8 protein-coding genes are annotated in these 14,469 nt (G+C 67.2%); 3 read left to right on the forward strand and 5 right to left on the reverse strand.

Annotation, left to right across the window (positions count from 1 at the left end; genetic code table 11):
• Positions 1 to 33: 33 nt before the first annotated feature.
• Positions 34 to 2,583 carry a penicillin acylase family protein gene (locus AKJ09_RS27900; RefSeq protein WP_169927931.1) on the forward strand — a complete coding sequence of 850 codons (2,550 nt, stop codon included), beginning with the start codon at positions 34 to 36 and terminating at the stop codon, positions 2,581 to 2,583.
• A gap of 55 nt (positions 2,584 to 2,638) precedes the next feature.
• Here AKJ09_RS27900 and AKJ09_RS27905 read toward each other — a convergent pair whose 3' ends face one another.
• The 5 genes from AKJ09_RS27905 to AKJ09_RS27925 form a co-directional block, all read right to left on the reverse strand.
• Entirely contained in the window at positions 2,639 to 3,658 is a 1,020-nt protein-coding gene (locus AKJ09_RS27905) for a 3-oxoacyl-ACP synthase III family protein (protein ID WP_146650905.1), read from the reverse strand.
• Positions 3,659 to 3,792: 134 nt separating this feature from the next.
• A complete protein-coding gene (rsmA, locus tag AKJ09_RS27910) occupies positions 3,793 to 4,650 on the reverse strand; it encodes a 16S rRNA (adenine(1518)-N(6)/adenine(1519)-N(6))-dimethyltransferase RsmA (RefSeq protein ID WP_146650906.1) in 858 nt (285 codons plus the stop codon).
• A complete protein-coding gene (locus tag AKJ09_RS27915; RefSeq protein WP_146650907.1) occupies positions 4,647 to 6,293 on the reverse strand; it encodes a DUF58 domain-containing protein in 1,647 nt (548 codons plus the stop codon). Before AKJ09_RS27915 ends, rsmA begins: the two co-directional genes overlap by 4 nt.
• A gap of 12 nt (positions 6,294 to 6,305) precedes the next feature.
• Entirely contained in the window at positions 6,306 to 7,316 is a 1,011-nt protein-coding gene (locus tag AKJ09_RS27920) for an AAA family ATPase (RefSeq protein ID WP_146650908.1), read from the reverse strand.
• Complete coding sequence (locus tag AKJ09_RS27925) at positions 7,313 to 8,788, reverse strand: DUF4350 domain-containing protein (RefSeq protein ID WP_146650909.1); 1,476 nt, start codon at positions 8,786 to 8,788, stop codon at positions 7,313 to 7,315. The genes AKJ09_RS27920 and AKJ09_RS27925 overlap by 4 nt, the downstream gene beginning before the upstream one ends.
• A 719-nt stretch (positions 8,789 to 9,507) precedes the next feature.
• Here AKJ09_RS27925 and AKJ09_RS27930 point away from each other — a divergent pair.
• Together AKJ09_RS27930 and AKJ09_RS27935 are read left to right on the forward strand one after the other, a co-directional pair.
• Positions 9,508 to 11,286 carry a YncE family protein gene (locus AKJ09_RS27930; RefSeq protein ID WP_146650910.1) on the forward strand — a complete coding sequence of 593 codons (1,779 nt, stop codon included), beginning with the start codon at positions 9,508 to 9,510 and terminating at the stop codon, positions 11,284 to 11,286.
• Positions 11,286 to 14,465: a hypothetical protein gene (locus tag AKJ09_RS27935; protein ID WP_146650911.1), complete on the forward strand. Its 3,180-nt coding sequence runs from the start codon at positions 11,286 to 11,288 to the stop codon at positions 14,463 to 14,465. Before AKJ09_RS27930 ends, AKJ09_RS27935 begins: the two co-directional genes overlap by 1 nt.
• Positions 14,466 to 14,469 lie beyond the last annotated feature (4 nt).

Consider the following 14,469-nt stretch of genomic DNA (forward strand, 5'->3'; position numbering starts at 1 on the left):
GCGTTGTGCATGCGTGCGCGTAATCATCGCGCGATGACGAACCCGCATCGCTTTCGACTTCTCGCCCTTGGCAGTTTGGTCCTCGGTCTCGTTGCCGCGTCCGCGTGCAGCAGTGACGACAACGAAGCCACCACGGGAGGCGATGTCGATGGCGGCAAGACGGACGGCGGCGGCGGTGGAGATGCCGCGCCGCTCGAGCCGTTCAAGGCGACGGTTCGCAGGACGACGGCCGGCGTTCCCCACGTGAAGGCCGACGACTTCGGCGGCGCTGGCTACGGCTACGGGTATGCGTTCGCGGAAGACAACCTCTGCGTCCTCGCCGAAGAGATCACGACGGTGCGCGGCGAGCGCTCGAAGTACTTCGGCGACAAGCCCTACGACCTCGGAAATACCGCGTCGCGCAGCAACGTGGGCAGCGATGCCTACTACAAGATGGAGTTCACCAAGGAGGTCGCCGACTCCTATCGCGAAGCCACTCCGCCCGACGCCCAGGCGATGGTGCGCGGCTTTGCTGCCGGCGTGTCGCGCTTCGTGCGTGAGCTCAAGGCCGGCCAGCACGCCGGCCTCCACGCGGCTTGCCGTGACGCGGGGTGGGTTCGCGAGATCAGCGACGAGGATCTCTATCTCCGGTTCTACAAGCTCAATCTCCTGGCCAGCAGCGCGACCTTCATCGACGGCATCGTCGCCGCGCAGCCGCCTGGTGCGAGCAACGGCTTTGCGCCGTCGTCGCCTTCGGCCGGAGGCAATGCGAGCCGCCCCTCGGCGGCCGAGATGAGCAAGGCGTTCGAGACGTGGGCACCGAAGTTCGTCGCGCACCGCGAAGGCGATCTCGGCAGCAACATGTACGCCTTCGGCAGCGACGTCACCGGCGGCGCCGGCATCCAGTTCGGTAACCCGCACTTCCCCTGGTACGGCGGCGAGCGCCTCTACCAGATCCATCTCACGGTGCCGGGCAAGATGGACATCCAGGGCTCCACGCTCTACGGCGTGCCCGTCGTGCTCATCGGCTTCACGCAGAACTTCGCGTGGAGCCACACGGTGTCGACCGCGTATCGCTTCACGCCGTACCAGCTCAAGCTGAAACCCGGCGATCCGCTCACCTACATCAAGGACGGGCAGGAAAAGAAGATCACGCCGCACGACATGGAGATCGAGGTCAAGCAAGACGACGGCTCGATCCAGAAGAAGACCGTTCGCCTGTACACCTCGGAGTACGGGCCGATGATCTATCTCGGCAACTCCTTCTTCGATTGGACCGACACGGTCGCGTACACGATTCGCGACGCGAACGCCGAGAACAACCGCCTCATTCGTCACTTCTTCCGCTGGAACACGGCGAAGTCGCTCGACGAGTTCAAGCAGATCCACAAGGAAGAAGTGGCCGTGCCGTGGGTCAACACCACCGCGGCCGATCGCGACGGCAACGTCTACTACGGCGACATCACGGTGGTGCCGAACGTGCCCGACGCGCTCGCGACTTCGTGCTCGGTGGGTCTGGCTTCTCAGGTCCTGAACGACCAGGCGCAAGGCCTCCCGCTGCTCGACGGCTCGAAGGCCGCCTGCGACTGGCAGATCGACGCCGACTCTCCGCAGCCCGGCATTTTCGGCGCCGGACACCTGCCGACCTTGGCCAGCAAGGACTACGTCGTCAACTGCAACGACAGCTACTGGCTCAGCAATCCGAAGACGCCGGTCACCGGCTTTGCGAAGATCATCGGCCAGATCGACTACGCGCAGTCGCTCCGCACGCGCATGTGCCACCAGCAGGTGACCGATCGCCTCGCGGGCACCGACGGTCTGAGCGGGCAGGGAATCACCGTCGAGAACGTGAAGGAGATGGTGCTCCGCTCACGTGTGTATTCTGCAGAGAAGTCGCGCGATGCCGTCACCACGGCCTTCTGCACGAATCCCACCATCGAGCTCACGAAGGATCCGCTCACGAGCGAGGTGCTCTCACCGGCGGTTCAGGTTCCCGTCACCGACGCCTGCACGGCCCTCAAGGCCTGGGACACGCGCAACAACGCCGACAGCAAGGGCAGCCTCCTCTGGGATGAGTTCTGGCTTCGTGTGATCGCGGTTCAGAGCAAGGTGCGCGTCTACAACACGGCCTTCGATCCGAAAGATCCGCTCAACACGCCGCGGGACATCAAGGTCGACGAGCCGCTGCTCGCGCAGGCGTTCGCCGCCGCCGTTCGTTCGGTCGCGCAGGCTGGCTTCGCCTTCGACGCGCCGCGCTCGCAGTTCGCCTACCGCGAGGGCAAGAACGGCGAACACATCGCCATCCCTGGCGGCTTCCAGCGCACGGGCAACTTCACCATCGCCCAGAAGGACGACATCGCGCTCAAGGCCGGCGAGGGCTATGGCGCGATGCAGTTCGGCAACAGCTACATGCAGGTCGTCGGGTTCACGCCGACCGGTGTCGACGCGAACACCTTCGTGACCTACTCGGAGTCGTCGGACCCCGGTTCGGATCGCTACGACGACTACACGCGCCTCTACAGCCAGAAGCAGTGGCTGAAGGCGGCGTTCTCCGAGGACGAAGTCGCCGCCGACACGAAGAGCACGCTCGACCTCGAGCAGTAAGCTCTCGATCCCGAGGGCGGTGCCTAGTTCGGCGCACCGCCCTCGAGGAGCGATTTCAGGTTCCGACGCCGACGAGATCGTTCGTCAGTCGAAGCGCGATGCCGGCCTGGTTGTAGCCGACGCCCGAGCCCACCATCATGAGAAGGCTGCCTGGCTTCGCGCGGCCGGTCTCGATCGCGTCGTGGAGCGCCATCGGGATGCACGCCGAGCCGGTGTAGCCCCACTTCTCCATGATGGTGTGGGCCTTCTCCATCGGCAGCTCGAGCGTCTTCATGACCTTCTCGATGGTGCGCTTGCGGACCTGCGTGAAGATCGTGAGGTCGACGTCCGGGAGGGCGAACCCGTTGCGCTCGGCGACCATGCGCGCGACGGCGGGCCAGCCGATCTCGTTCACGGTCGGCGGGTACTTCTCGTACATGCGAACGACGGTGCGGCCCGCGCGGATCGACTCTTCGGTCGCGGGCTCGGCGGTGCCGCCGCTCAAGATCGCCCAGTCCTTGGCGAGCGCGCCGTCGGCACGGAAGGCCGAGGCCAGGACGCCTTGCTCCTCCGAGCGAACGAGGAGGGCCGCGCCGGCGCCGTCCCCGTAGAAGTAGCTCGAGGTATCCATCGGATCGGACAGCTTGTGCATCATGTATGCGCCGATCACGAGGACCTTCTCCATCCACGGGTTCGTGGCGAAGAGGCCGCTCGCCGTCGCGAGAGCCGTGGGGAACGACGCACACGCGCAGCCGACGTCGTAGGTGCCGGCCTTGGTCGCGCCGAGCTTGTGCTGCACGACCACCGACGTCGACGGCGTGATGTAGTCGGGCGAGTCCGTGCCGAGGACGATCATATCGACCTCCTCCGGCGCCACGTTCGCGCGCGACAGAGCCTGACGCGCGGCACGCACCGCGAGGTCCGATGTTGCCCAGCTCTCGGGCGCATGGAAGCGGCGCGTGATGCCGCTCGCGACCTCGACCTTGTCGACGTACTCCGGCGACGTCGTTGCCCAGCGCTTGCGCAGGACGTCGTTCGAAACTTCGATCTCGGGGACGTAAAAACCGGTGCTGCGGATGGCGACGTGGGGCTTCATGTTGCGTCGCAACAAAACCCGGCCGTACGCGCTGCGTCAAGCTTGAGCCAAATTCATAGGCATTTCGCGCGGATGCTCAGCCGTTGGCGCCGAGCTCCATGGTGCAGTGCATCAACGCGCCGGGCGCGCGCCTGTCACCCGGCGGCGCGGGCCGCGTCGAGCGCCTTGGCCATCGCCGCGTACTGATCGACGCCGAGCGTCTCGCCGCGCGCGTCGAGGGAGATGCCCGATTGCTCGGCGGCACGCGCGATGAGATCGGAGCTCGCCACGTTGCTCCACGCGTTGCGGAGCGTCTTTCGACGGGCGCCGAACGCGCCCTTCACGAGCGCGCGGAAGGTCTCGGTCTCCTCGGCGCGCGCTGGCCGTTCGGGTTCGAGTGAGACGACGGCACTGGTGACGTCGGGCGGGGGATGGAAGGAGCCCGGCGAAACGTTGAAGAGCTTCCGCACGCGGAAGGCTGCCTGCACGAAGACGCTGAGCGCGCCGTAGGTCTTGCTTCCGGGCTCGGCGGCCAGGCGATCGGCTACCTCCAGCTGCACCATGAACACGACGCGATCGACGTCGGCGGCGCCGGTGACCGCGCGTTCGATGAGTCGTCCGGTGATCTGGTAGGGGAGGTTTCCGCAAAGCACGCGCGGCTCGCCGGACCTCTCCTCGCCGAGCAGCTCGCCCGGCGATGCGGCCTGTGCGTCGCCTTCGACGATGCGGAGGCGCCCGCTCTCGACGTCTGCCGAAAGCTCCTCGGACAGAATCGGAACGAGATCGCGATCGCGTTCGACGGCCACGACCGACGCCGCGCGCGCTGTGAGCGCCCGCGTGAGCACGCCGAGGCCGGCGCCGAGCTCGAGGACGCGGGCTTTTCCGACGTCGCCGTCGGGCACGCAGGCGCGTGCGATCGACTCCACGACGTGGGGAGAGACGAGAAAGTTCTGGCCGAAGCTCTTCTTGGGAGAAAGCCCGGCGCGCTTGAGGATGGCGCGTGCGTCGCTCATTCGGAGTGCTGTCGTTCGGTGATGCGTTCGGTGAGCTCGAGATCTTCGTTCGGCTCGTCGGTCGGTGCGTGGGGGAGTGGTTTTTGGATGGCGCGCGCGCGGGTGCGAACGCCGAGGCCGCGCATGATCGTCTCGGCGCGATGCTGCGAGGCCTTGACGCGGAGGCGAACCGCGTCGAACACGACGTCTTCCACCGTGGGGCTGCCTTCGTGGCGAGGCCTCTCGAGGCTCGCGTCGAAGACCGGTAGCGTCCAGCGAACTTCGGCATGCGCAGCGCGGAGGCGTCGAACCGCACGAGGCACGGGGCTCGAAGCGCTGGGCGGCGGCGCCCAGATGTGGACGATGCTCGGGCGCGTCTTCTTGTCCTGCAGCATCTTGCCGAGGAGCTCGGCGAGCTGGGACTCGGCCCGCTCGCGTTCGCCTTCGGCGCGCGGCGGAACCTCGACGCCGAACGACGCGAGGTAATGCCGGAAGCGCTGCTCGCGTGGCGAAGTGCTCTGAGGAAGGCGAGGTGCGAACGGTGCCCGTGCCCGCATCGACTCGGCGCGCATGGAGAGAGCTTCGAGGTTGCCGCGAGGAACGTCGGTCAGGGCGCGCGGATCGAGCGGACGAAGATGTTCGGCGACGCGCTGGGCGAGCTCCGCTTCGTCGAGCTCGGAGCGATCGGCGTCGACCATGCTGGCGGCGCTCGCGAGGGCAGCGACGATGCGCGAAGCTTGGGCGGGCCCGTTGCTCGGCGCGAGCCAGGTGCGCATGCGCGACGCGAACACGACGAGCCCCACGCTGTCACCCTTGGCGAGATGACGAGCCGCCACGCCTCCGAGCTCGTCGATCGCCAGGTCGAGCGGTGCGGTTCCGAGAGCACCTGCCCAGAGCTCGACGGAGGCATCGATGGCAAGCCAGACGATGTCGCGCTCGTCGCGCTCCATCTCGCGGACCAGGAGCTGGCCTCGTCGCGCGCTTGCTTTCCAGGCGATGTGCTTGAATGCGTCGCCGGGCATGCGCTCGCGTAGCTCCTTGAGCTGCTCGCCTTCGCCGGCGAGCGGCGTGGGGCGACCGGCTTCCGCCGTGCGTCGCGCGCGTCCACCGCGTGCGGTCTGGAGCATGACCAGCAGCGGCTTCGGCATGACCTCGACGCCGTGCGGGTTGGCGAACATGAGCGGGACTTCGTAGAGGCCTTCACCTCCGAGTGGCGTGCCGCGCACTTCGAGTGCGATGCCGTGGATGCCCCAGCGGCCGACGCGCTTCGGCTTCACGCGCATCTCGAAGCGAACCTTTGACGTGGCCGGTAGATCGAGCGTCTGCGGGTGAACGGTGACGTCGAGCATGCTCGAGGCGACGGGCCGGAGGTTGACGCCGCGCGCGTCGTCGAAGCCGCGATTGCGGAGCTCGGCTTCGAGCACGATTTCCACGTCGCGCGAGGCCTTCGTCACGCGCTTCGACGTGGACCAGACCATCTCGAAGCCGGAGGCTCGGATGCGGGTGACGGTCGACATCGCGAGCGCGCGGCCGAGCGTGACGGCGAGGATCATGGCGCCGCCGAAGGCGACGGCGGGCGCAACTTTCTCGGCGACGCCGACGGCCACGAGGGCCGCACCGGCGAGGGCGACCTGGAACGTGGCGCGCGTCGGGTGGAGCTGCATGCGTTCGGCGCGTTACACCGCGCGAACGCCGCGCCGGTAGCCGACCTTCGTGAGGGCTTCTTCGATGACTTGTTCCCGCGCGCGCACGTCCGACTCGACGTCGGCGACGAGCACGAGGCGATGGGCGAGCACCGCGATGGCGACGGCGCGCAGATCTTCCGGAACGGTGTAACCGCGCCCGTTGACGACGGCGTGGGCCTTGGCGGCCTGCATGAGGCCGAGCGTGGCGCGCGGGCTTGCGCCGAGGGCCACGCGCGGATGCGAACGCGTGAAGCCGGTGAGGGCGACGGCGTAGTCGTGGAGGTCGTCGTCGGTGTGGACGCGCGCCGTGATCGTCTGCAGAGCCGCGACGTCTTGGGGGTTGAGAAGCGCTCGGACGACCGGAGGCTCGACGCCGTGTGTGCGGAGCATCTGCGCTTCGTCGCGGGCGCTCGGGTAGCCCATGGTGACGCGAACGAGGAAGCGGTCGATCTGCGCCTCGGGCAGCGGGTAGGTGCCTTCGAGATCGACGGGGTTCTGCGTGGCGAGAACCAAGAAGGGCAGGGGCAGCTCGTAGCGATCGCCTTCGATCGTCACCTGGCGTTCCTGCATCGCTTCGAGGAGCGCCGACTGCGTTTTGGCGGGAGCGCGGTTGATCTCGTCGGCCAGCACGACGTTCGCGAAGATCGGACCGGCGCGCAGGCTGAAGGTTCCGTCGCGCGGCGAGAGCACGTACGTGCCCGTGATGTCGGCCGGCAGAAGATCGGGCGTGAACTGGATGCGCCGCGAGGTGCAGCCGAGCGTCGTCGCGAATGCTTTGACGAGCGTGGTCTTCGCGACGCCGGGGACGCCTTCGAGCAGCACGTGACCCTTCGCGAGCAGGGCCACCATCATCATGTCGAGCGCGCGTGTGCCGCCGATGAAGACGCGTTGAATCTCCCGGCGCAGGTCGTGGATGCGCTCTTGGGCAGCGGCGACCTCCCGGTTGGGGCCTGCGGGGCCTGCGGGGCCTACGGGGCCTGCGGGGCTGGTGAGCACGCTCATGACCTCACCTCCGAGGGCACGAAACCGGTGCGCGCGTTGGTCTCGGCCATTTCGAGCAGCTGGCGGACGGACTTCGCGGTCGCCACGACCTCTTGATCGCGAATCGCCTGCACCGTACCTCGCGGACTTCCGTTCCGAGCCGACACGACCATGGTTTCGACGTTCGACATTCGTAGCAGAAGCCGGCGCAGGGTGTGCATGCCTTCAGGAGAGAGTAGCTTCTCCTGCTCCACCCGGGCGATGAGCTCTTGATGGCCGGGGACCTGGGAGAGCCTCAGAATCGTGGTGAGCTGCTCTTCGAGGGCGCTCTTCAGCTCCAGAATGGCGAGCACGCGGGTGGTTTGTGGGGCGGCGATGACCGCGGCGTGTCCGGCAACGCCGCCCTGAGCGACGGTCGGGATACGCCGTACGAAGCGCGGCACGATGGGCTTGTGGAGGCGCCCGGCGCGTGAGCCGACCCAAACCCAGAGGCCAAGCCCGAGCGCGATCGCGAGAGCGTAGGCGAAGGCTTTCGGTGCCCCCTCGCGCCGCGTGGCCTCGAGCGCCTCGCGCGCGGCACGAATCAGATCGCCGAGCGTGTTGTCGTCCGAGCCGTAGCTTCCCTTCTGCTCGAAGCCCCCGGTGGCGATAAAGAGCCTTCCGCCCCGCTTGCCCCACGAGTCGTTGTCGACGGCGTAACGGATGATGCCGCGCGCGAAGGCTTTGTTGCCGTTGTAGCGGAGCATCGAGTTCATCACGATCGACGGATCGCCGACGGCGAGGAGACGACCTTGCCCGACCGCGCCTGCGACGGCGATGACGACGTCGGAGTCGTCAGCCGCGCGAATCTTCAGCACCGGCGAGAGGCCTTTGTGAACGAGGCCCGTCGGATGGTTGGTGACCACGCGCGAGACGTCACTCACGACCGGATGCGCGCTCGCGGGCTCGGCCAGTGCGAACTGCGGATTGTGACGGAGCGACTCGAGCGGATGGCTCGGCGTCGGCACGCGCTCCATCTTGAAGTGGGCGAGGAGCGTGTCGCCGCGTCCGAAGTCGTCGAGCAGGATGACGCGCCCGCCGGCTCCCATGAACCGAGAAAGCTCGTCCACATCGAGACCACCTTCGGGATAAAGAAGGAGGAGGCCGTCCTCTGGGCGCAGCTCGCTGAAGTCGAGGCGCGTCACGGCCATGACGCGCGCTGCCCCGAGCTCGCCACGCGCAAGTCGGACGAGCTCACTGCAGCCTTCCCAGTCGCTGCCGGAGAGGTCGAAAGGAACCGCCCAAGCCGGCCGTAAGATCGTGAGGATGCCCGCGAGGATCAGCGCCCCGAGCACGAACACGCGCCCTGGCGCGATGCGGCGTACGGTCGAGCTCGCCTTTGCGAACCGCGTCAGCCGCGCAACGGTCGAGTGCCGCGTGCGCGTGAATCGAGACTCACACGTCAAACGTGCTCGCTTGCCCTCGACCATTCGCGCACGCGACTCTACCACCATCGCGCTGCGTTACCGCGACGCTGCCGCACACTTGACCGGCCTACCCGGGTTGCTAGCTTCCATAGGGAACAGCCGTTGAAGACGATTGTTCCGCTGGTTTCGCAGTTTCGCATTTCACAGGTTCAAGCTGTTCAAGCTTTGCTGGATTCGGAACGGCGTGATCAGGAGGACATGAATGCTGCCTCCATTCATCATTGAGCAGATCCGCAGGCGCGAAGAAGAAGAGCGCAAGCGGTATGAACAACCCCAGCTCGAGCTCCCAGTCGCTCCACCTCAACCCAAGCGCCGCGAGGAGCCGGAAGAGGTTCAGCGAGGGGTCATCGTCGTCGAGCTCTGACCGGCCGGCGGGCTGAAAGGCCGTCTCTCGAGAGCCGGCCCGATGTCCCGCCCCGAGAAAACCCTCGAATCAGACCGCCCGTCTTTTCGAGACAGGTTTGGTGGCTCATTCACGGTGAGGGCCCGGCCGCCGCAGCGCCGTTCCTTCGACGCGTGTCCTCGGTGTGCTGGTGTGCTGGTGTGCTGGTGTGCTGGTGTGCTCCCAACCGTCCGAACGGCTTGGTGCTTCGTGGGCCTGGGGGTGGACGAGCTGCGACGAGCCCGCGGCGCCCGCCCATCGCTCGAGGTTGGGGCCATCCTAAGGCCGGGTTTGTCGCGGGAAACCCCCTCCCGTCGAGACGAGTTGCGCTCCCCGGACCTGCCACACTAGGCTGCGCCGGGAAATGCGCCCGGGCACTTTTGGCCGTTTGCTTGCTTGGTTGCCCGCGCTCGCCGTCGTTGCGGGCGCCGGGGCGGGCGTCACCGCTTGCTACTCGACGGGTGATGGTTCGCCCCCGCCGTTGAACCAGTTCTATTTCCCCGTCGGCTTGCAGGTCTCCGCGGGCGGCAATGTGCTCTATGTCGTTAACTCGGACTTCGACCTCCAGTTCAACGGAGGCACGCTCCAGTCCTACGACCTGCGTCTGATCCGCCGGAACACGCTCGATATCATCGAGGATCCGAGCGACCAGCAAGGCAGGGTCCCCGCACTGCTGCTGCACAACCCGCCGGGATCGTGTGCGAACAACCCGCCGACGTACAAGCCCGGCGACTCTGGGGAGAGGCAAACGCTCGGCCAGACCTGCGCGCCTCCGGTCGACTCGAGCTTCTACGTTCGTGACTCGGCCATCATCGGCGCGTTCGCGACCACGCTTCTCTTGTCGGCGCCGGCGCCGGGCCGCTCGTTCGATCGGCTCTTCTCTCCGGTGCGCGGAAGTGCGTCGGTGACGTGGGCAGACGTCGCGCGCGACACGGACGCTGAGGGCAACAGCATCCTTCCCCCGGCGCAGGCCAACGCGCCCTACCCGCCGTTCCAGCTGCTGTGCGGCCAAGGCTCCGATCGCCGATGCGACGGCGCTCACAGCGCAGGCGAAAATCCGGACGAGCCGGGGAACACGCGTCACATCACGATGCCGGGTGAGCCCTTCGGCGCCGCCTTCAGCGAAGACGGCACGTCGCTCGTCGTGACGCACCAGTCCGAGACGAAGACGAGCCTCCTCTCGACCGGCATCAGCAACGCCGATCTGAGCAACGCCGTCACCACGCCCTCGCTCCAGTTCGTCCTCGACGGCGTCGCCTTCGGTGGTGTTGGCGTCGCGGCGGTGCCGCACGATCCGCAGGCGGTTCCGCCCGGCACGCTCGTCCGGCCGTCGTGGCTCGAGACGAGCCGCTCGGTCGCCGAGGTCACGCTGCTCCGCTACTTCAACGACCAGGGATTGCAAGGGCAACCCGGCTCGTCGCTCAGTCGTCCCTTCCTCGACCGCGTGGCAGCCTTCCCGGTCACGCTGGGGGCGGGCGGCACCGACTCGCGCGGCATCGCCATCGACCCCACGCCGCGGATCGCGTGCAAGGCCAAGATCCAGACGGCAGGCCTTACGCAGGCCGAGATCGACGCCGCCGTGCAGGCATGTGCGCGCAAGCCGGCGCGCGTCTTCATTGCCAATCGTTCGCCCGCCGCGATCATCGTTGGCGAAATCGGCGGCTCGGGAGCCAGCGATCAGGTCTACGATCCGGATCGCCTCACGCTGAGCGGCACGATCCCGCTCAGGCTGGCGTCCGGACCCTCGCAGGTCTACCTCGCCCCGATCGTCGATCGCGACGGCGCCTATGCGCTCCGTGTGTTCGCGGTCGCCTCCGACGCTTCGGAGATCTTGGTGATCGATCCCGAATCGAAGCTCCTCGAGAGCACCATCAACGTCGGCGCGCTTCCGTACGCGCTCGCTTTCGACCCGTTCAACCTCGAGGACGTCGCGCTGCACAAGCAGGTGCCCGTGGCCACCGTCGATCCCCGCGACCCGTTCCAACCGAACCGCGTCGCACGCACCTACCGCTTCGGGTACATCGCGAGCTTCACGAACTCGTTCGTGCAGGTGCTCGATCTCGACAACACGCCCGAAAACCGCGGCACGTTCGAGACCATCGTCTTTACGCTCGGTACGCCGACGAACCCCAAGGGAACGTGATGGGCAAGAAGCTGTTTTGGGGGCTCGTCGCCGTCACGGGAGTCGCTTTCGCTTCCGCTCTCGGCGCCTGTTCGGAGACGCCCACGAGCGTTCCGCAGCGAACGTTCGATCGCGCGCAGAAGATGGACGTCGTCTGCATGCAGGTCCTGCAGCCGGACGCGCAAAATCCGTCGCTACTCGTACCGGTCAAGCCGGTGCGTCCGCTTCCTCAAGAGAACTGTGCACCGGTTCCCTCGAACGTCGACGGCTCGCTCTTCCTGAACCAGCTCTTCGCGGTCGTCACGCAGACGGCCCGCGGCGAGGTGGCGGTCGTCAACCTCTCCTCGGGCGAGATAGTCGATCAGCAGAAGGCGATTCCGAGCATCAACTTCATTCCCGTCGGCGCGATCCCCACCGACGTCGCCACGACGCCCGACGGCCAGATGGTGTTCGTCGCCTCGGCCGAGGTGAACAAGCCCGCGATCTACGGCATTCCGAGCACGAGCCTTCTCGGCGACAATCCGGATTTCGCGACGAAGCCGGCGGGCACCCTCGCGGCGTGGCCGGTCTGCTCGCTGCCGCAGAACCCGGGCGCGCTCACCATCGTGCCTCGCCCGAACCCCTCGGGCGTGAAGGGCCCTGCCGACTACGAGGTCGTCGCGATTCTGCCGGGCTCGCGCCTGGACTCCGCGAAGGTCGTGACCATCGACCCGAAGCCCTTCCTGCGTGGCGCCGATGCGTTTCAGTCCATCGCGGCGGCCGGCCTGGGAACGCTCGAACCCGGTGACACGATCGCGCCGGGCTCGCTCGCGCCGTGTCCCATCACGTCGGCGATCGAGCTCGTCGGAGCGAGCAATCTTCCGTCGTCGTTCGTCACCGGCCCGAATTGGCCGGACGGCGTTCCCTACGTCGATGGCGGCGTCGATCTGACCTGCCAGCGACCGCTGCCTGCCGCGAGCTGCGGACAGGCCGTGCCGTGCTGTGAGTCGACGCCGACCGTCGAGCTGCCGTTCGAAGGCGGCATTCCGAATGCGGCCGCGCCCGATGGCGGTGCACCCGATAGCGGCGCGGCGTGTCAGCCGGTCACGCCCACGCCGCCGGCGAACGTGACGCTCAACGTCGGTTCGCTCGACCCGCCGCGCCTCGTGGCCGTCGCGCGTAACGATCAGGTTCTCTACGTCTCCGACGACACGGTGCCGTTCATCCACGTCGTCGACCTCTCGACCGTGGGCGCGTTGAAGGAGATCTCGCCGCTGCTCGCGACGAGCTTGCTCAATCCTTCGCGGCAGGTCTCGGTCGCGGACATCACGGTCAGCCCGGCGACGCACGACTTCAAGCGGTACCTCTACGCGGTCGACAAGTTCGACGGCTCGCTCATCGTCTACGACGTGACCGATCCGCTTTCGACGCAGCGTAGTCCGCTCACGCGTCCGAACCCCGAGCTCAATCCGTTCCAGCCCCCGGACCGCATCGCGTTCCCGTCGCCGGTCGTCGCGGTCGCGTTCGCGCGGCACGATTTCCCGCTCTCGCTCGCCGGCAACATCGCCCTGCCTGATGCGAAGACGGGCGTGCTCTGCAACCCGAACCCGAACGTCGCCAATGCGATCACGCCGGGGCAGCCCGCTCCAGACTTCGGCTTTTACTACCGCGCCGATCAGAACCAGAACGAGAGCCTGACGCAGTTCACGCTCGGGCCGACGCGACTGCGCGGCATCTTCGGGTTCGCGACCCTGGCAAACGGACAGGTGATCGCCATCGACGTCGACGACTGGGATGCTCCGTGCCGTCGTCCGGTGACCATCGGTCCAAACCCGATCGATCCAGAGCCGTGGGCCCTCGCGATCCCGGAGCCGGCCGCGACGAGCACCACGTTCTTCGACCCGTACCACGTCCCCACGGCTGACCCGGCGACCGCCGTGAGCCAGGAAGCGTACTTCCCGGTCAGCGCTCCGCACCGCCTGCGCTCGAGCGTGTTGCTCAACAACACCAGCTCGACCGGCAATCACTTGCCGCGGTTCCAGACGGCGCCGATCGTCTCCACGAAGGACATCCCGCTCCCCACCACCGGCGCCGACAGCGACCGCACCCCGCGACTGAATCTGCTCTTCTCGCTCGACGTCCCCGAGTCCCAGATCGACCAGGCTTGGGCGCTCACGTACGAAGGCGCGATTCCCGGCTTCGACGGCCTCACCGCCAACCTCGTGACGGCCGACAGCTACCAGTCGCTCGACTTCTCGCAATCACAGGGGCAGTTCTGCGCAAAGGGAGTCGAAGACTGGACGCAGGGCGCGCAGCGCGCGGACGCGATCAACGCGGCCCTGACCGCTCCCGATCGTGATCTCTTCCGGCGCCTCGCCGACTACGTCACCTTCACCGAGGATCTCCTCGATTCGTCGGATCCCTACTGGGGCCTGCAGGAGCCCGAGGAAGATAAGTGTTGGGACCCGCAGTACCAGACGGCCCAGCAGCGCTTCGACGTCTGCAGCCAGACGTTCGGTGCGGCCGCCGACGAGAGCGAGCTGCGCGACTACCCGATTCTCGAGGCGTTCGACGGGAAGCTCGTGGTCGGCCGATTCTTCCGGCCTGCACCGATCACGCTGCCGAACGGCTCGACCATCCAGGCGCCTCGCCAGATCGTCGGCCGCGATCCCTCGAATGTTCCGTTCCTCAAGCTCGCCCGCTGCTGCTTCCACCGCCAAGCGCGCTTCCACGTGCGCACGGGTGGCATCTGGTCCGCGGTCGCCACGGGGACGACGGGCGGACCCGGCATCGGCTTCCTCAATCACATGACCGCGGCGTCGGACAGCCGATGCGTGTCGTCCTGCGATTCGCGCGAGTCGCTCTTGAACGGCCGTCTCCCCGCCGTCCCGTTCGACGCGTTCCCCGCGCCTGCGGGCGGCAACCCGACGGTCATCTCGCGCGACAGCGCTCTCGCCATGCGCAATCCGATGTTCTCGGCGAACATCATCAACCCGACCTCGGGCACTCTGCCGGTCCGCGATACCGTCTTCAAGTTCTCGACGGCCGGCCAGTTCTCGCCGCTGTTCATCAACATCGGCTCGACCACGACGTCGATCAACCCGCAGTCGATTCGCTACATCGAACCGCTCGGGCAGCTCGCGGTCGTCGACGCGGCCTCCCAAGGCCTCGTTCTCATCGACCTCGACAACGTCACTATTGCGCACGCCCCGTACTTCTGACACT

Source organism: Labilithrix luteola (genome assembly GCF_001263205.1).
Lineage (GTDB): Bacteria > Myxococcota_A > Polyangia > Polyangiales > Polyangiaceae > Labilithrix > Labilithrix luteola.

What these genes read in the sequence shown, in the direction of transcription:
- AKJ09_RS27900 (WP_169927931.1), top strand. Translation starts at nt 34, where the DNA reads ATGACGAACCCGCATCGCTTTCGACTTCTCGCCCTTGGCAGTTTGGTC.
- AKJ09_RS27905 (WP_146650905.1), bottom strand. Translation starts at nt 3,658, where the DNA reads ATGAAGCCCCACGTCGCCATCCGCAGCACCGGTTTTTACGTCCCCGAG.
- rsmA (WP_146650906.1), bottom strand. Translation starts at nt 4,650, where the DNA reads ATGAGCGACGCACGCGCCATCCTCAAGCGCGCCGGGCTTTCTCCCAAG.
- AKJ09_RS27915 (WP_146650907.1), bottom strand. Translation starts at nt 6,293, where the DNA reads ATGCAGCTCCACCCGACGCGCGCCACGTTCCAGGTCGCCCTCGCCGGT.
- AKJ09_RS27920 (WP_146650908.1), bottom strand. Translation starts at nt 7,316, where the DNA reads ATGAGCGTGCTCACCAGCCCCGCAGGCCCCGTAGGCCCCGCAGGCCCC.
- AKJ09_RS27925 (WP_146650909.1), bottom strand. Translation starts at nt 8,788, where the DNA reads ATGGTGGTAGAGTCGCGTGCGCGAATGGTCGAGGGCAAGCGAGCACGT.
- AKJ09_RS27930 (WP_146650910.1), top strand. Translation starts at nt 9,508, where the DNA reads ATGCGCCCGGGCACTTTTGGCCGTTTGCTTGCTTGGTTGCCCGCGCTC.
- AKJ09_RS27935 (WP_146650911.1), top strand. Translation starts at nt 11,286, where the DNA reads ATGGGCAAGAAGCTGTTTTGGGGGCTCGTCGCCGTCACGGGAGTCGCT.